This window comes from Leclercia sp. S52, from assembly GCF_039727615.1.
In the GTDB taxonomy this organism is placed as follows: Bacteria; Pseudomonadota; Gammaproteobacteria; order Enterobacterales; family Enterobacteriaceae; genus Enterobacter; species Enterobacter adecarboxylatus_B.
In genome coordinates this window covers 1,516,956-1,533,486 of record NZ_CP152474.1, presented here as the reverse complement: position 1 = coordinate 1,533,486, position 16,531 = coordinate 1,516,956, and the positions used below count along the sequence as shown (strand labels likewise).

Genomic DNA, 16,531 nt, shown 5'->3' with positions numbered 1-16,531 from the left:
CGCGATCAAGAGTGTTACTCCTTCTCTTACAGTGCAAAACAGTAGCCTAAATATCCCACCCATTCAACCACTTACTGGTAAACGAAAAGTTATCCTCCGTGAACATAAACGTCGCAGAATTGTTAAACGGGAATTACATCCTGTTATTATTTGTGGTACTGGCTCTGGGTCTTTGCCTGGGTAAATTACGTCTCGGCTCGATCCAACTCGGTAATTCTATTGGCGTTTTAGTCGTTTCGTTATTATTAGGCCAGCAGCATTTCAGCATTAACACCGACGCCCTGAATCTGGGCTTTATGCTGTTTATTTTTTGTGTCGGCGTCGAAGCCGGGCCCAACTTTTTTTCTATTTTCTTCCGCGACGGCAAAAATTATCTGATGCTGGCGCTGGTGATGGTCGGCAGCGCCCTGCTCATCGCGTTAGGTTTAGGCAAACTGTTTGGCTGGGATATCGGCCTGACGGCGGGGATGCTGGCCGGCTCGATGACCTCCACGCCGGTGCTGGTGGGTGCCGGGGATACGCTGCGCCATCTCGGGCTGGATAACGCCCAGCTGTCGCAGGCGCTGGATCACCTCAGCCTCGGCTATGCCCTGACCTATCTGATTGGTCTGGTAAGCCTGATTGTCGGCGCGCGCTATCTGCCGAAACTGCAGCATCAGGATCTGCAGACCAGCGCCCAGCAGATCGCCCGCGAGCGCGGCCTGGATACCGACAGCAAGCGCAAAGTCTATCTGCCGGTGATCCGCGCCTACCGTGTGGGTCCGGAACTGGTGGCCTGGGCGGACGGTAAAAATCTGCGCGAGCTGGGCATCTATCGCCAGACCGGCTGCTATATCGAACGTATTCGCCGTAACGGCATCCTGGCGAACCCGGACGGCGATGCGGTATTGCAGATGGGTGATGATATCGCGCTGGTGGGTTATCCGGATGCGCACGCCCGTCTCGATCCGAGCTTCCGTAACGGCAAAGAGGTGTTCGACCGCGACCTGCTCGACATGCGCATCGTCACCGAAGAGATCGTGGTCAAGAACCACAACGCCGTGGGCCGCCGCCTGGCACAGCTCAAGCTGACCGACCACGGTTGCTTCCTCAACCGGGTGATCCGCAGCCAGATTGAGATGCCTATTGATGACAACATCGTCCTGAACAAGGGGGATGTGCTGCAGGTGAGCGGCGACACGCGCCGCGTGAAGACCGTCGCCGACCGCATCGGCTTTATCTCCATTCACAGCCAAGTGACCGACCTGCTGGCGTTCTGCGCCTTCTTTATTGTCGGCCTGATGATCGGGATGATCACCTTCCAGTTCAGCAACTTTAGCTTCGGCATCGGTAACGCCGCCGGCCTGCTGTTCGCCGGGATCATGCTCGGCTTCCTGCGAGCCAACCACCCGACCTTCGGCTATATCCCGCAGGGCGCGCTGAACATGGTGAAAGAGTTTGGCCTGATGGTGTTTATGGCGGGCGTGGGCTTAAGCGCGGGCAGCGGCATTGGCCACAGCCTGGGCGCGGTGGGCTGGCAGATGCTTGTCGCCGGGTTAATCGTCAGCCTGGTGCCGGTGGTGATCTGTTTCCTGTTCGGCGCCTACGTGCTGCGCATGAACCGCGCCATGCTGTTTGGCGCGATGATGGGGGCCCGTACCTGCGCGCCCGCGATGGAAATCATCAGCGATACCGCACGCAGTAACATTCCGGCGCTGGGCTATGCGGGCACCTATGCCATCGCTAACGTGCTGTTAACCCTGGCGGGGACCTTGATCATCATCATCTGGCCGGGGCTGGGGTAAGGGAGAAATTTGCGCAAGGGCGAAAAAAATTCGCGATGTGCCGAACTTTTCTGTCAGACGTCAGTCATAACTATTGCCACTGCTTTTCTTTGATGTCCCCAATTTGTGGAGCCCATCAACCCCGCCGTTTTGGTTCAAGGTTGATGGGTTTTTTGTTGCCTGAAATTCATGATTATCCCCTCATCTACCATCGTTCATTACTGTGGCTGTCAAAACTAATACTGTTGGCATAACAAAAACCATCCACATCCGGAAAGAGAGTGAACTGCCTGATATCAAATAAACTCTCGAGCAAGCGCAAGCATTGCTGTTTAAGTTCAGGCGTAAGAGCAATCAGGTTGAGATAGTTCGGGTTCTCCCCAAAGACCAAACTGCCAGTCCGGGCATCGCTTACTCGGCTGTAAAGAAACTGTGCACTTTGAGCTGCGATTCTTTTCGTCACGACAGGAGGCTGCCAAAGTCTCGGAAAGTTTTCCAGCTCGTCGTCGGCTTTAGGGTCTCCCGTTCCGAAAATATCATTATAAGCACGAGGTTCAGGCCTTCCCTCAAAGCCATTAACTCCTGCCCAATACAGACCAAACAACAATCCTGTTTTGTCTCTCTCAGAATTACACGCAAACCAGAGAGCGACGAGCATGTTTCTTGAAAAATCGACCAGTCGCGTTGCTGCACCATGATGTTGCAGCTTTGCCAGGAGTTCAAAATCAGCCAGCATGCGACCATTTTCGTAATGGTAGCCTTGATGTTTAGCGTTTAATAAAAGCTCTCTCTCATAGTCACGCATACTTATTTCGGAAGGCGTACAGGTTTTGTTTTTCTCTAATCGCCTGTATGCCGAGCTATGTATTGGCCAGGCTATATTGCCTTGTCCTCTCCAGAGATAGATGTTTTTTGTCTCGCCCTCACCGGCAGAAGCAAGTTCGATGATTTGCCAAAACTCATCAGGTGCAACCACTGGACCAAATAAATCCGCATCAATTACTTTCACTGGTTCCCTCCGCTTCATTTCACTACAATTAAAATTAACAATAAAAATTAGCCAGCAGCACATCAGTATATACTCTGCTGTTATTTTTTCATAAATCTATCATTTACAGTCAGTACATTATAAAAGAACTAAGTTACCTTCACACCTTTACGGCCAACGCTTTTACTTAAGTCGTAATGGTGAGCATGCCTGATGCATTGCGCCAAAATCTTTAGATACAAATCGTAAACATATGGCTAAGCATAATTTTTCATCTCAATATACTGGCATTGTTAATAGCCTTGATGGTATTCTAACCATAGTTAAAGATATGGTGTTTAATAAAATAAATTTAAAGGAATGAGCTATGTCCATAGAAAATAATAAAAATAGCACTAACGATATTGATAAAAACAATAAAGATAATGACCTTATAATAAAAAGGTATCATGAACTTTTAAATGATGATTCAATTTACTTAAGTTTAAATGAACGCTCATATCTTAAAGAATTATTGACTAATGGCGAATTTAAGGAATTCGAAAAATACTATTGGCAAACTATTCGAAGAGAGAAAATGCAAAGAACGAACAAAAATGATGAATTTTTCATTCATAAAGATTTTGACATAAATGAGTTAACAATAGAAAAAAATGAACTTCGCGAGAGATTACGTATATTTACAAGTCGCCTGACTGCGCTTGAAGAATCTAATTCGACGTTACTTATCAAAAATGAGCATTTAGAAAACTTAAATTCTGAGAAAGACACATTATTAGAACAGACGGTATCTCGCATAAAGCAACTTGAATTGTCAAATAATGAATTACAAAGCCGAGTGCAACAAGAACGAATTGATGAGAAAATACCAGGGTATGTTGATAGTGTCAAAAACGAATTAAGTTCTGATGATAATTATTTTATTATAATGTCACAAATTTGGGCTGTTGTAGGTTGTATATTTGGACTACTTTCCGTATGCGCCTCATTTTATACTCTTTATACAACCATTGATTTTAACAATCTAAAGGGTTTCGAGTTAATATATTTCTTCACGCGAGGGTTAATTGGCATTTCCATTCTTTCTTGGTTAGCGTACATATGTCTTGGAAATTCTAAAAAATATACTCATGAATCAATCTTGAGAAAAGACAGAAGACACGCCCTTATGTTTGGACAAGTATTCCTTCAAATTTACGGCGCAACATCAACAAAAGAAGATGCTGTATTAGTATTTAAAGATTGGAATATGTCAGGAAATTCTGCATTTTCTGACAAAACAGAACTTCCTCCAGGAATTCAATCCTTATGGGATTCAGTAAAGGATAGAATGAAGCCAACTGATTCTGATAAAACATAGGATAGACAATAAGCATGTTTTTCTTTAGACATGTATTGTCTGATACTAAAATAAAAAAAACATAAAAGCCCTCAGACATAAGGGCTTTTTAATTAATTAAAAAATTCATTACCTGATAATAGATACATGGATGCTAATTTACTGGGCACAATGCATCGAGTTTTTGTAAGTAGTGCATTACTTAAGGCGAGGCGTTCGCTTGATACATTCATTTTTAGTATTTGAACTTCACAAAATGGAGGAAAAAGATGCAATGACATTAAATATGTGATGGGAGTATTATCGACCAATTCAATACCACTCCGGATTCAAAAACAGTCAAAAATCCATTTCTAATTTGAAACTTCTATTATACCCACCCTCAAAAGAACCTTGTAGTCTGGTTAATAATCCAACGTCAATGCCAAAGGATATATCTAAAGATAAATTGTGATTTACCTTTTTTTAAGTGATTTGGATTATCAATCATTTGTTTTGCTAATGCACGCAACGAAGGTACCAAATCTAATGAGCTAAGAGATTGTTCTGCTTTAAGAGTATCTAGAGTTCCGTTTAATTCAGAGTATAAGGCATAAGTTGACTTCCTATCAAAACTAAGGCCTATTTCAGCTGAAAGTTTCTTAAGTTCGCTTGTCAAGCTTATATTTGCATTACCATGTGACACTGTTTCATCTATCAAATTTATTTTTTTTGCATTTAAGTTTCCGAATACATTAATAATCCCTTCTCTAATATAAGACCACATTTGATCGGAATAATTAACTGAGGGGATGACTTGCCCAGCATTAACGACATAAATACCAACTGATGATATTTCCTCAATATAACAGGCATTAACTGTACCAATATCACAAATAAATATCTCAGAGTCGGTCGAAGGTAATGACTTTATTACCTCTTGAAAATGATTTTCTGTTTTAAATAACCCCTTAAATATTGAATTGTCGTACTTTACACCACCGGAAATAATAGCCTTTTTATTTATTATAAGAGAGCTTAGCATAATTTTAGACCAGATATCATTTTGGCCGGATGGCTTATCTATCTTTATAGTTTGCAATTCACATTCATCTTGATAAAAATATGTATAACCTGATTTCAAAAAAGAATAACTAAACATTAATTGGAATAAATTCTCTTTCTTCAAATTTTCTTTATAAATTTCCAAGAAATCTTTCTTTGTATTCTTAGTAACAAGGTAGCCTGGTTCGGCTTCCTTTGAATTAGTTATAAGTAAAAGTTTCATGATAATTGCTTACACTTCTCACAGAGGTTAGTGGTTCATATAATTCATCAGGGAATGATGTGTTATACAAGAAAATAATGATTTAACTGCTATATGTCAAATATTAATTTTGCAGCATAATTGTCCATATTTATTTTCTCATAGATCATGCTGACTAAATCTTTTTGTTTTCCCATACATGATTTGTTGAGGGCAACACTTTATCTTGCATCAACCAAAACTGGACACAGAAAATCTTTATACATTAGAAATGAAAACTTCGGAAACGTTAATGTAAAAAATGTGCGTCAAGGCAACTAGCGGCAGCAATAAGCAACTTGCACTAGCTACAATTCTTTAAAAAAAATATTATCCCCTTCAAGACCTAATATGAACTAATAAATTTTGTGGTCTACCATTCTGTTCGCCTAGTGCAAAAATTGCCCGTGATTTCTTTGCAAAATTCCATTGTTATCGTAGTAAACAGCCGTTCACGCAACTAATAGCACCTACCGCTCCCACTTTCCAACCAGTCCTTCAATTAAGTGTTACGCTTAATACCTGACACCACATCCCCCCCGAGCCCAAGGAGTACCAATGCTCGCGTTGTACAACACCATAATCGTGTTTTTAACCGTTGCCGCCATGGAGTTGGTCGCCGCCCTTGCGCATAAGTACATCATGCACGGTTGGGGTTGGGGATGGCATGAGTCGCATCACGAGCCGCGCACCCGCTGGTTTGAGGTTAACGATCTCTACGCGGTGGTATTCGCCGTGCTGGCGATTGTGCTGATTGCGCTGGGGACCTGGGGCCTGTGGCCGCTCCAGTGGATAGGTGCCGGGATGACGGCTTACGGCGCACTCTACTTTATGGTGCACGACGGGCTGGTGCATCAGCGCTGGCCGTTTCGCTATATCCCGCGCCGGGGTTATCTCAAGCGCCTGTATCTGGCGCACCGTCTGCACCACGCGGTGCGGGGCAAAGAGGACTGCGTCTCCTTTGGTTTTCTGTATGCGCCGCCGATTGAAAAGTTGCAGGCCACGTTACGCCAGCGCAAGGCCCGCAGTGCGGCTAGCGCGGGCGCTGCCAGAGCCCGGCGGGACGCGGTGCCGGCGTCGCAAAACGAGAAGTGAGTGCCAGCCCGGCGCCTTTCAGCAGTAATCCCGACTTCTCAAACGCGCTGGTTCCCTGCCGTGAATCCCAGGCGCGGGGGCCCGCTGCGCTGACCTTAATACCAATCTCACGATACACCCCGTGCGCCGAGGCGATCGCCCATGCGGATCGCAGCGGCAGCCCGGCCAGCCCCGCCCGGGCAGAGGCATAATAGGGTTCAGCTTCTGCCACCAGCCGCCGGGCAAGTCCCGCGAGGGGCTGACGCATCTGTGGCGTCGCAATCGCCTCCGGGGGGATGTTCTCCTCTACCAGCCACTGAGCCGGCAGGTAACAGCGGCCCACCCGGGCATCCTCGACGATATCCCGGGCGATGTTGGTCAGCTGAAACGCCAGGCCTAAATCACAGGCACGGTCGAGCACGGCTTCATCGCGTACCCCCATCACCCTCGCCATCATCAACCCCACCACCCCCGCCACGCTGTAGCAGTATTGCAGGGTGTCATCGAAGGTCTCGTAATGGGTCTCGCGCACGTCCATGGCAAAGCCGTCAAGATGATCGTAAGCCAGCTGGAGCGGGATATTGTGGCCCAGGGCCACCTCCTGAAAGGCGGCGAAGGCGGGCTCACTCATCTCGGCCCCTTCCCACGCGCGCAGGGTCTGATTTTTGAGCATCTCCAGGCGCTGTTCTGCCTGGACGCTGGCCACGGGCGTGACGTTAAATCCCAGCTCCTGGCCGTCGATAACGTCGTCGCAGTAGCGGCACCAGGCGTAGAGCATCAGCACGCTACGTCGGGTCGCCGGGTCAAAAAGCCTCGCCGCGGTGGCAAAGCTTTTCGATCCCACGGCGATGGTGTCGGTGGCGTGATCCATCAGGGTGGTGTTCATCGGGAAAGCGCCTCCAGCATCAGCCCTGCGGTGGCTTTGGCCGAACCGATCACTCCGGGAATACCGGCCCCCGGATGGGTACCCGCCCCGACGAGGTAAAGGTTGGGGATCCGGCTGTCGCGGTTATGCGGCCGGAACCAGGCGCTCTGGCGCAGGATCGGTTCGACAGAGAAGGCGGAGCCCAGATGAGCCCCCAGCTGGTCGCGAAAATCGAAGGGGGTGAAGATGCGGTGGGTCACCAGCTGGCTGCGCAGCCCCGGCATGTAGTGGGCTTCAAGCCAGGCAAAAATCCGGTCGCGCAGGCGCGGCCCTTCAATGTTCCAGTCGAGATCCGCGGTGCCTAAGTGAGGCACCGGGGCTAACACGTAATAGCTGCCGCAGCCCGGCGGCGCCAGGGAGGGATCGGTGACGCAGGGGGCGTGCAGGTAGAGCGAAAAATCCTCCGCCAGCGCGTTTTTATTAAAGATGTCGTCGATCAGCTCTTTATAGCGCGGCCCGAAACAGACGGTGTGGTGCGCGAGATCGTGCTGCTTATTGAGGCCGAAATAGAGCACAAACAGAGAGTTACTCATGCGTTTGCGCTTGAGCGATGCTGCCCGCGCGGCCCCCGCCGGATGATGACCCAGCAGCTTTTCATAGGTGTGCACCACGTCAGCGTTGGAGGCCACCGCCGCGGTCGGAATGGTCTGGCCGTCCTTTAGCTCCACGGCGCGAATATGCTCCCCCCTCGGCTACCAGCCGGGTTACTTCGGCATTCAGCTGCAGCTCGCCGCCGAGGTCCTGATAGAGCTTCACCAGCCCCTGCACCAGCGCCCCGGTGCCACCCCGGGCAAACCAGACGCCCCACTCACGCTCAAGGGCGTGGATCAGGGTATAAATGGACGAGGTCGCAAAGGGATTGCCCCCCACCAGCAGGGAATGAAAGGAGAACGCCTGGCGCAGCTGTTCATTCTCGATAAAGCGCGAGACCATGCCGTAGACGCTGCGCCAGGCCTGCAGGCGGGTGAGCTGCGGCGCGGCGCGGAGCATATCGCGAAAAGAGAGGAACGGCACCGTGCCGAGTTTGAGATACCCCTCGTTAAACACCTCCCGCGAGTAGGCGTGAAACTTGCGGTAACCCTCCACGTCGCGCGGGTTAAAACGTCTTATCTGCTCTTCCAGCCGGGTCTGCACATTGTCGTAATCAAACACCTCGCCCGTCTCCCAGCACAGGCGATAGAACGGCGTCACCGGCAGCAGTTCGACGTAATCCGCCATCCGCTTTCCGGCGAGGGTAAACAGCTCTTCGATGGCGCTGGGATCGGTGATCACCGTCGGCCCGGCGTCAAAGGTGAACCCTTTATCCTGATAAACGTACGCCCGCCCGCCGGGCTTGTCCCGCTGCTCCAGCAGAAGTGTGGCAATACCCTGCGCCTGCAGCCGAATGGCCAGGGCTAATCCGCCAAAACCGGCGCCAATAATCACTGTTTTATTCATGGTGAAACGCTCGCATCCGGGGAGTGAGTTTCAGTATGGCGAGCATCGCTTCGCCGACGGGAACGGGGGGCTTACCTGCCAGGATCCGCGCTTTATCGGCCAGGGTCAGCTGTCCGGCGTAAAAGCGGGCAATCAGCCCTTCGTTAAGAGAGTAAAAACGCTGCATCACCTGCCAGCGCTTATCGGCATCCCCCGCCAGGAACAGCATGCGGTTCAGGGCGCGGAAAAAACGCTGCGCGTGCCACTGGCACCGGGCATAGCGATGGATCACGGAAAAGATCGACGCCGCGCTGATATCCGCGGTTCCGGCAATGGCGTCGGCCAACGCCACCGCGTGCGGCAGCGAATAGCCGGTGGTGGCATGAAACAGACCGGCGCGCAGGCCGCTGCACGGCTGCTGAGCCCGCGCCTGCCAGTACGCCGGGAAATCGCCTCCCAGCATAATCGGCAGATGGCCCTGCTCTTCACGAATCAGGCTCTCCAGACACCAGCCCTGCTGGCGGGCATAGTCAGCAATGTGTTGCCGCGCAGCGCTGAGATGCAGGTCGGCGGCGTCAATGTAGTGAGTATCTTCGATCAGCAGTTCGGTTGCGGAAAGCGGAAGGGTATAGACAAAACGGTACCCGCCCTGCTGATTAACCGTGGCGTCCATCAGTATCGGCCGGGTCAGGCCGTGCGGCTGGCGCAGACGCCACTCCTGGCCGAGAAATGACTGGCTGCCGGTGTTGAGATGTCTTTCCGGGATAAAGCCCCGGCCATCGATCACCGTCCGGGCCCGGAGCGTTGTGCCATCGGCGAGCGTCACCGTCTCCGGGGTGAGTTCGGTGACGACGGCGTGGGTGTGCAGATTCACGCCCGCTGCGTCGGTCAGCACGGCAGCAAAACGCGCGGACGTGATGCTGAGATAGTCCCCGGCAAGGGTGCGGTTCAGATCGGGAAAGCGGACGTCGTACCCCTGCCAGCGGTGCGCGACCAGGGGGGGCAACCCACTGGTGCTGCTCAGGCGTAATGTCGCCCCCATGAAATGACCAGGTATGATTACCGCCAGGCCTGCCGTCGGCCTCGAGAAGCAGCACCCGCAGCTCCGGGCGCTGTTGCCACAGCTGCAGGGCGATCAGGCCGTTCGCCAGCCCACCGCCCACTAATATAAGATCCCACTCGTGCGCCATCAGGTTTGTGCTACCAGCGTGGCCTGACGCAGCTGCGCCAGGTTGGCGCTGCCGGTGCAGAAACAGGCGACGCGCAGCTGGTCGACGATCACCTGAAAATGGTCAATGACCGCCTCGCTGGAGACTAAAGCGCTTTGCAGCACCCCGGCCGCCTGCCCTACCAGGCTGGCACCCAGGCGGATGGCTTTGGCCACCTCGATGCCGTTGGCGATCCCGCCCGAGGCCACCAGCGGCATGTCGGGCAGCGCCTGATGCAGATCCTGCAATGCCGTGGCGGTGGGGATCCCCCAGTCGGCAAAGGCCATCGCCACCGCCCGGTCGTGTGCGGTGACGGCGCGTTCGCCCTCTACCGCCGCCCAGCTGGTGCCACCGGCACCGGCGACATCGAGCATCGCCACCCCCGCCGCGGCCAGCTGCCGGGCAACCGGTACCGAAATCCCATTGCCCACCTCTTTGACTACCACCGGGACGTGCAGCGCCTCGACGGTCTGATGAATGGCGTCGATAACCCCGCGCCAGTTGCGATCCCCGCCGTGCTGCAGCGCCTCCTGCAGCGGGTTGAGGTGGATAATCAGCGCGTCTGCCGCGAGCGTCTCTACGGCCCGTCGGGCATAGTCGAGCCCCTGCCGACCGGCGATTTGCGCGGCGCCGAGGTTGGCCATCAGCACCACGTCCGGGGCAAAGGATCGCAGTTCCCGCGTCAGGCCATAGTTCGCCTCGCTCTCCAGCGCCACGCGCTGGGAACCCACCCCCATCGCCAGCCCCAGTGCCTGCGCGGCAAGGGCCAGATGCTGATTGATCTGGCTCGCCCGGCGGGTGCCGCCGGTCATGGAACTGATCAGCAGCGGCGCGTTCAGGGTACGGCCAAACAGCCTGGTCGTGAGATCGATATCATCAAGATGCAGTTCGGGCAGCGCACAGTGCCCGAAGCGCCATTTTTCAAAGCCGTTAGTACACTTTTTTTGCGCCGGGCGCGCCGTTCAGTACGATATCGAGATGATCGCTTTTACGTTGCGACAGGCTGCTCATTGACACTCCGACAGGGATAACGACAGGCTCTGACTGATAAGCGTCAGCTGTTTTTCAAACCAGGCGTGAACATAGTAGCGGGCGGTGTTTCCCGGCTGACAGGCGGTGGCGATATGCTGATCGGCGCTGCGCACATGCTCGCGCAGCCGCAGGAACACGCTTTCAGCCCCGAGCACCGCGACCAGGGTCGATTTATCTTTATCCTGATGGGGATCTTTGCCGTTGGCATTTGAGCCGTCCGTCAGGTCATCGATCAGCTGGAAGGCCTGGCCAAGATCGCGGGCGAAAAAGCGCAGACGTTCGCTCACCTGAGGCGGGGCGTCGGCCGCGATGGCCGCCAGCTGCAGGGTGGCGTTGAACAGGCTGCTGGTTTTCAGCTCGTTGGTCAGCAGGATCTCATCCGCATTGCGGCTCTGCCGCGCCCCATTCAGATCGCGAAATTGCCCCTGCACCAGCCCCATGTGCCCCACCGAGGCCGAAAGCTCAGCAATCGCCCGCGCTTTTGCCTCGTGCGTCAGTGAAGCCGCGCGTGAAATCACGCAAAAAGCGTGGCTCAGCAGCGCTACCGCCGCCAGTATCGCGACGTTTTCACCGTACTGATAATGAACCGTCGGCCGCCCGCGTCTGAGCATGGCATTGTCCATGCAGGGCATGTCGTCGAGGATCAGGGAGGCGACGTGGACCATCTCAATTGCACAGGCCAGATCCAGAAGGCCGGTCTGCTCTGTTTTGTAGCCCATATCCGTCGCTGCCAGCAGCAGCAACAGAGGGCGCATTCGCTTGCCGGCGACAAGCGTGGCTTCACGCATGGCCGCATAGACCTGACCCTCCTGCGCGCCTTCAGGCAAAAGGTGTTCCAGACGCCGTTCAAACGCAGACAGCAGCATTTTTACATCATCTTCATGACTAAGGGTCATAGGGGCTTCCCCAGTGTTAGGTGGCGACTTCCGCAGAAGAGGTAAAAACGCTTGCCGCAGGGTGATTTACAAAGCGTAGCGTATCCTTCTGCGTTTTGTTGCCCGCCGGTAAAGGGGAAACCAGACTCCAATTTTATATCAATTAAAATCAATAAGTTAAAAGAAAACCCTCGCAGAAAATTGCACAGAAATTTACATTTGTAGAGATTTTTAGTCGCCCTGCTGTTCCTTACCAAACGCCAGCCGTAGCGCGTACTGGCGAATATCCTGCGGCCAGTTGCCGATACAGGCCGTAAACGCCGCCTCATCGTCAGCAAAGAGCGCGCGCAGGCTAGCCTCGTAGTCAGGCAGATCCCCCGCAATTTCGTACATAAAGTGGTAGGCGCGATCGTGACGCTGGCGCTTGTTATCCGCCACTTCCCCGGATTTTCTCGCCTGGTCGATAAGCCTGCGCAAGGTGGCGGAAGCGCCGCCGGGTTGGGTGGCTAACCACTCCCAGTGCCGCGGCAGCAATGTCACCTCTTTTGCCGAAACGCCCAGTTTCGGCCGTCCGCGGGTTTTTACTACAGGCGTCTCTGCCAGCTCCGGGTAAACCGCCAGGGTCGTCCCGATGTCGCCCTGAACGTGGATATCGAGACGTTTACCGCTGCGATCGTTAAAAATGAAAACGCTTTCATGCTGAATGTTAGCGGATTGGATCTGCTGTAACAGTTCGCTCAGTATCCCGTGGGCAATCTGCCGCTGCTGAGAGAAAGCAGTGAGGGTGATATTCGTCATACGGTTACCTTTTTTACCCGGATAAAAATAGAAGAGTACAGAGTGAGCCGCTTCCCGTCAATTATACCCGGGTAAAATTAGCGGCATTGGTCTGTAGCCGCTGGGGCATTACCCACCAGATTTGGAGATTGACGCATCAGCTCAACATGTTAAATTTCCTGAGATTTTTCTCATGGATGGTTCCCGAAAATAACCAACCAAAACGGACTTAACGGATGAATATGTCACGACACACTTTAACCCTGCGTAGCTTGCTGGTTCTGGCGTTAATTCTGGGGTTAAGTGGCTGCTCCGTCCGTTACGATAAAAACGGCAAGATTCTGTTCAATACCGATCTGGCGAGCGTGCTGGGAAACGAAGTCGGACAGTTCACCCTGGCGGATGGCTCGACCGGCGCATTGCGCGAGCTGAATGGTCGCTACAGCCTGAAGTGGAGCAATCTGATGATTGAGCGCCCAATCGAGGGCGTTAGCTGGGCGAGGATCATCAATCAATACCACATCGAAGGGCACACCCTGCTGGTGCTGAAAGTGGCTACCCCCTCCTGTCCGGCGCAGTATCGCCTGGTCGATCTGCAAAACACCCGTTCCCAGGAGTGGGCCTTCACTGGCGTATGTGATACCGGGCCGGAAATCACTCCCGGTGCCGACAAGCTGCAGCTGAACTTCCCCACCGGTAATCGTATCGAACAGTTCAACTGGCAGCATGGGGAGGTGTACCACCGTCGACTCCCCGTCCAACAGCAAAAAACGGTCGTGAGCAGCAGCAACGATAGCGTCAAAGCGGCCCGTAAAACCAAAGCACAGCCCGTGGCGAAGCCGGCAAAACGTACTCCGACCAAAACGGCGGATCCGCTGCCGCCTAAAGTGGCCCAGCCTGAGCTGGACAATTCCCTGCCGACGGAGATCTATGCTCCGACCAAAACCCGTCAGACCAGCCTGGATCTGAAGTCATGACCGACCAGGTTCAGGAACAGCAATGGGTGCAGAACGGCATCAAACGATCGGTTCTCCCCGCCTGGCAAAACTGGCTGGTGACGGGCATTACCCTCACCTATCTCATTTGTGAACTGGCGTTCAACTCTCGCCTGCTGGACCTGGTTGGCAGCGTGTCAACGGCCGACGAAGTGCACAATATGGAGCGCTACGGGCGGACCTTAACCGCCATCGCGGCGGCGCTGCTGGTGCTACAGTTCTCGCTGATCGGCATTGTCCGGCTGAAGAAAAGAGGCACTCATCTTACGGCTAAAGCCAGCACCGGCGCGGTGCTGCTGCTGTGCCTGATCGCCGGCACCCTGACGTGGCATGCGGTGGAATGGGTGATTGAACGCCAGGTATCGAAGAGCACGGGAGAATTTCGTCAGATGTCCCTGCTGGCGCAGCTCTACCAGCATGCGTTAATTGAAGGTCAGCAGACGCTGCAAGGCATCCCGCTGGACAGCGCCGGCGGACAGGTGCAAACCTGGACCAGCCCATCCGGGAAGGCGTTTCTGGCGACCTTACCGATCCTGTTAAGCGCCTCCGATCGCTACCGTAAGCTGCTGGAAAGCGGTACGGAGCATAATTTACGCGACAACATCAGCGCGCGTGAAGGTGGCCTCCTGGGCTACTACAAAGCCTGGCTCCAGGCGCGCGAAGAGGTGCATAAGCAGTACGTTGCCTATTACAACGATGAGATGGATATCACCGAAACGGTGCAGCTTGAGCAGGCCAAAGCCTGGCAACGCTATGAACGTTCCTTAGAGGCGAAGCGCCTGAAAACCTGGAACGTCCCGCGACGTTATTACGCCACCGTGCGCAACCAGGTTCGCGGCCAGGGCGTCCCGGTCAGCAATAACTGGTCGCCGTCAGATCGTTCCGGTTTCAATGCCGCGGTGGCGAAAGCCGCCAGACAGAAGTACCTCGCCCAGCGCACCGTGGTCTACAGAGGCGTGACCATTCCCAAGCGGCTCGACTGGGGCGTCTTTTTCCGCCTGAACGTGGTGCAGAAAGAGTTACGCGAAACGCTGCTGCTGCCGGCCAATACGCTTGTTCGGGAGGAGTACCCGTTAAACGACAAGTTAAAAAGTTTCGCCCTTGAGCTACACACGCCCCATCTTGACGAGGCGGTGAAGCGACAATTACCTGAACTGCGCGCGGCGGGATCAAGCTATAGCGCGGGTGGGGTAAATGAAAAGCTGGGTGAAGACGCCGCGCGAGCCGTGATTGTGCCGCCCATTGCGCTGATTTTCTCTCTTGCGGGGGCGCTCACGCATCTGGCAAAACTGCTCTATTTGCTTCTCGTGCCCCTGACGGCGGCGATCTTAACCCGTCGTGCCTCGCGCCCGGTGCGGTTCCTGAATCGTCATCCTCTGGCCTTACCCGTCGCGTTAATTGCCGCACTGGTGGTCACGTTCGGCGTGATCAATAACAGCATCACGGAATCCGGGACCTGGCAGAATCTCAAAGACGGATTAGCCGGCGCGAAAATTTCGATTACCGATGAACCCTTACCGCTGAGCGGCGGAGCGGTGTTGCGTGTGGTGCATGCCGTCAGTATCGGGCAGAGCTACAGCTATCCGATCAATCAGTATCTGCGTGAACATGTGCTGCAGGGCTTTGATTTCGGGTATGTGACACGTGAAGAATAGTTTGCAACACACCGGTAAGTGCTCATAACTACCCGTATCGAAAGGAGGTTTTCAATTCCATCTCCCAATGATGAATGATAAACTGAAGATTCGGTTAACTAATAATTCTCACATTAATCGTCGTGTTCACTTTAACATTTTTAATTCAGGGCTGAGGAATGAATCTGACAAGTATTAAACCCAGATATGATTGGGTAGATGCCATGAAGTTCTTAGGGATATCTGCAATATATTTGGGGCATTTAGGTGCATTCGCAGGAAAACTTTATCCTTTTGTATTTAGTTTCCATGTCCCCCTGTTTTTCTTTGCCGCTGGATTTTTTTCTAAGCATAAATCAAAAGTTAATTTTATTCAGTTTGTGGTCAGTAAAGGGCAACGACTTCTTCTGCCATACTTTGTTTTTGCCTTCATGACGCTGATCATCTCGTCTCTTGGCGCAGGCATCAGTTTTGGCGCATTAAAACAGAGCGTTATTGAGATTATTTTTGGCATTAGAAACGCCCCCGCAGTAGGCAGTCTGTGGTTTATTAATTGTCTGTTTACTATTTTCATCATTGATTTTATTTTTTCCAGAATTACGTCAAATCCTGTCGTGCTGTTAATCATCTCGCTAATAGCATATGTCTTATCACAAACTGTTTTGGGGCATAATCCCTTAGTCGATCCGAAATGGATTTTTAATGTCGACTCAGCGTTAGCATACTGGTGGTCTCTCGCGGCCGGGAGATGCTTATTTAACACATTGCAGAACAGTAAGGCATTTTCGAAATCTGTTTCCGGCGCTGTGTTATTTACAGTATTAGCGATTATCACTGCGTATCAGCTTTTCAATTCCAGCTCGCTGTTTTTAGCTGTTTTACAGAAAATCCAGCCATCCCTTTTAAGCTATGCTGCTATTGGCATGTTTAATAATATATTCACGACACTATCTTTAATTTTGATGTGCGTTTTTATTGCTAAAGGTATTTGCGAGTCAAATTATGTTGTTAGCGTAGGAAAGAACACGTTAAACATCTGTGGGCTTGAATACATTACAAAAGCGTTGATTCCTTTATTCATAGGTTTGCTGGGCTTGCAATTTACTATCCCAAATCCCCTGGCGGCCGTTATTTACGCGTGCATCTGCATCTACATCGCACACAGAATTGGCGTGTGGCTATCAGACATCGTGCGCGGCCCGTTTGTCATCAAATAAATC

At 52.4% G+C, this 16,531-nt stretch carries 12 protein-coding genes and 2 pseudogenes; 6 read left to right on the top strand and 8 right to left on the bottom strand.

What is annotated here, in order from left to right; genetic code table 11:
• The first annotated feature begins 98 nt into the window (after positions 1 to 98).
• The gene (locus tag AAHB66_RS07255) at positions 99 to 1,784 is read left to right on the top strand and encodes an aspartate:alanine antiporter (protein ID WP_347115696.1); all 1,686 of its coding nucleotides are present in this window, start codon (positions 99 to 101) and stop codon (positions 1,782 to 1,784) included.
• Between the two features lie 184 nt (positions 1,785 to 1,968).
• Here AAHB66_RS07255 and AAHB66_RS07250 read toward each other — a convergent pair whose 3' ends face one another.
• The gene (locus AAHB66_RS07250) at positions 1,969 to 2,772 is read right to left on the bottom strand and encodes an FRG domain-containing protein (RefSeq protein WP_347115695.1); all 804 of its coding nucleotides are present in this window, start codon (positions 2,770 to 2,772) and stop codon (positions 1,969 to 1,971) included.
• Positions 2,773 to 3,118: 346 nt separating this feature from the next.
• Between AAHB66_RS07250 and AAHB66_RS07245 the strand changes: the two genes are divergently transcribed.
• Positions 3,119 to 4,111: a hypothetical protein gene (locus tag AAHB66_RS07245; RefSeq protein ID WP_347115693.1), complete on the top strand. Its 993-nt coding sequence runs from the start codon at positions 3,119 to 3,121 to the stop codon at positions 4,109 to 4,111.
• Positions 4,112 to 4,508: 397 nt separating this feature from the next.
• Here AAHB66_RS07245 and AAHB66_RS07240 read toward each other — a convergent pair whose 3' ends face one another.
• On the bottom strand, positions 4,509 to 5,357 hold the full coding sequence (locus AAHB66_RS07240; RefSeq protein ID WP_347115692.1) for a hypothetical protein: 849 nt from the start codon (positions 5,355 to 5,357) through the stop codon (positions 4,509 to 4,511).
• Between the two features lie 576 nt (positions 5,358 to 5,933).
• Between AAHB66_RS07240 and AAHB66_RS07235 the strand changes: the two genes are divergently transcribed.
• A complete protein-coding gene (locus AAHB66_RS07235) occupies positions 5,934 to 6,470 on the top strand; it encodes a sterol desaturase family protein (RefSeq protein WP_347115691.1) in 537 nt (178 codons plus the stop codon).
• Here AAHB66_RS07235 and crtB read toward each other — a convergent pair.
• From crtB to AAHB66_RS07205, 6 genes and pseudogenes are all read right to left on the bottom strand, one after another.
• Positions 6,409 to 7,335, bottom strand: a complete 927-nt coding sequence (crtB, locus tag AAHB66_RS07230) for a 15-cis-phytoene synthase CrtB (RefSeq protein ID WP_347115690.1) — start codon at positions 7,333 to 7,335, stop codon at positions 6,409 to 6,411. The two genes, AAHB66_RS07235 and crtB, sit on opposite strands and share 62 nt — an antisense overlap.
• Positions 7,332 to 8,811: pseudogene (locus tag AAHB66_RS07225) on the bottom strand (phytoene desaturase). Before AAHB66_RS07225 ends, crtB begins: the two are co-directional and overlap by 4 nt.
• A pseudogene (gene crtY / locus AAHB66_RS07220) lies at positions 8,804 to 9,980 on the bottom strand (lycopene beta-cyclase CrtY). The pseudogenes AAHB66_RS07225 and crtY overlap by 8 nt, the downstream one beginning before the upstream one ends.
• Positions 9,980 to 10,885: a type 2 isopentenyl-diphosphate Delta-isomerase gene (gene fni, locus AAHB66_RS07215; protein WP_347116440.1), complete on the bottom strand. Its 906-nt coding sequence runs from the start codon at positions 10,883 to 10,885 to the stop codon at positions 9,980 to 9,982. The pseudogene crtY and the gene fni overlap by 1 nt, the downstream one beginning before the upstream one ends.
• 120 nt (positions 10,886 to 11,005) lie before the next feature.
• The gene (locus AAHB66_RS07210; protein WP_347115689.1) at positions 11,006 to 11,926 is read right to left on the bottom strand and encodes a polyprenyl synthetase family protein; all 921 of its coding nucleotides are present in this window, start codon (positions 11,924 to 11,926) and stop codon (positions 11,006 to 11,008) included.
• A gap of 210 nt (positions 11,927 to 12,136) precedes the next feature.
• The gene (locus AAHB66_RS07205; protein WP_347115688.1) at positions 12,137 to 12,703 is read right to left on the bottom strand and encodes a DUF2239 family protein; all 567 of its coding nucleotides are present in this window, start codon (positions 12,701 to 12,703) and stop codon (positions 12,137 to 12,139) included.
• A gap of 221 nt (positions 12,704 to 12,924) precedes the next feature.
• On the opposite strand from AAHB66_RS07205, the gene AAHB66_RS07200 reads away from it, so the two are divergent.
• The 3 genes from AAHB66_RS07200 (at position 12,925) to AAHB66_RS07190 (ending at position 16,528) form a co-directional block, all read left to right on the top strand.
• Positions 12,925 to 13,659: a hypothetical protein gene (locus AAHB66_RS07200; protein ID WP_347115687.1), complete on the top strand. Its 735-nt coding sequence runs from the start codon at positions 12,925 to 12,927 to the stop codon at positions 13,657 to 13,659.
• Positions 13,656 to 15,332, top strand: a complete 1,677-nt coding sequence (locus tag AAHB66_RS07195) for a hypothetical protein (RefSeq protein WP_347115686.1) — start codon at positions 13,656 to 13,658, stop codon at positions 15,330 to 15,332. The genes AAHB66_RS07200 and AAHB66_RS07195 overlap by 4 nt, the downstream gene beginning before the upstream one ends.
• Before the next feature lie 158 nt (positions 15,333 to 15,490).
• Positions 15,491 to 16,528 carry an acyltransferase family protein gene (locus tag AAHB66_RS07190; RefSeq protein WP_347115685.1) on the top strand — a complete coding sequence of 346 codons (1,038 nt, stop codon included), beginning with the start codon at positions 15,491 to 15,493 and terminating at the stop codon, positions 16,526 to 16,528.
• Positions 16,529 to 16,531 lie beyond the last annotated feature (3 nt).

Coding starts and splice junctions, on each gene's coding strand:
- AAHB66_RS07245 (WP_347115693.1), top strand. CDS start 3,119: ATGTCCATAGAAAATAATAAAAATAGCACTAACGATATTGATAAAAAC.
- AAHB66_RS07240 (WP_347115692.1), bottom strand. CDS start 5,357: ATGAAACTTTTACTTATAACTAATTCAAAGGAAGCCGAACCAGGCTAC.
- AAHB66_RS07235 (WP_347115691.1), top strand. CDS start 5,934: ATGCTCGCGTTGTACAACACCATAATCGTGTTTTTAACCGTTGCCGCC.
- crtB (WP_347115690.1), bottom strand. CDS start 7,335: ATGAACACCACCCTGATGGATCACGCCACCGACACCATCGCCGTGGGA.
- AAHB66_RS07210 (WP_347115689.1), bottom strand. CDS start 11,926: ATGACCCTTAGTCATGAAGATGATGTAAAAATGCTGCTGTCTGCGTTT.
- AAHB66_RS07205 (WP_347115688.1), bottom strand. CDS start 12,703: ATGACGAATATCACCCTCACTGCTTTCTCTCAGCAGCGGCAGATTGCC.
- AAHB66_RS07200 (WP_347115687.1), top strand. CDS start 12,925: ATGTCACGACACACTTTAACCCTGCGTAGCTTGCTGGTTCTGGCGTTA.
- AAHB66_RS07195 (WP_347115686.1), top strand. CDS start 13,656: ATGACCGACCAGGTTCAGGAACAGCAATGGGTGCAGAACGGCATCAAA.
- AAHB66_RS07190 (WP_347115685.1), top strand. CDS start 15,491: ATGAATCTGACAAGTATTAAACCCAGATATGATTGGGTAGATGCCATG.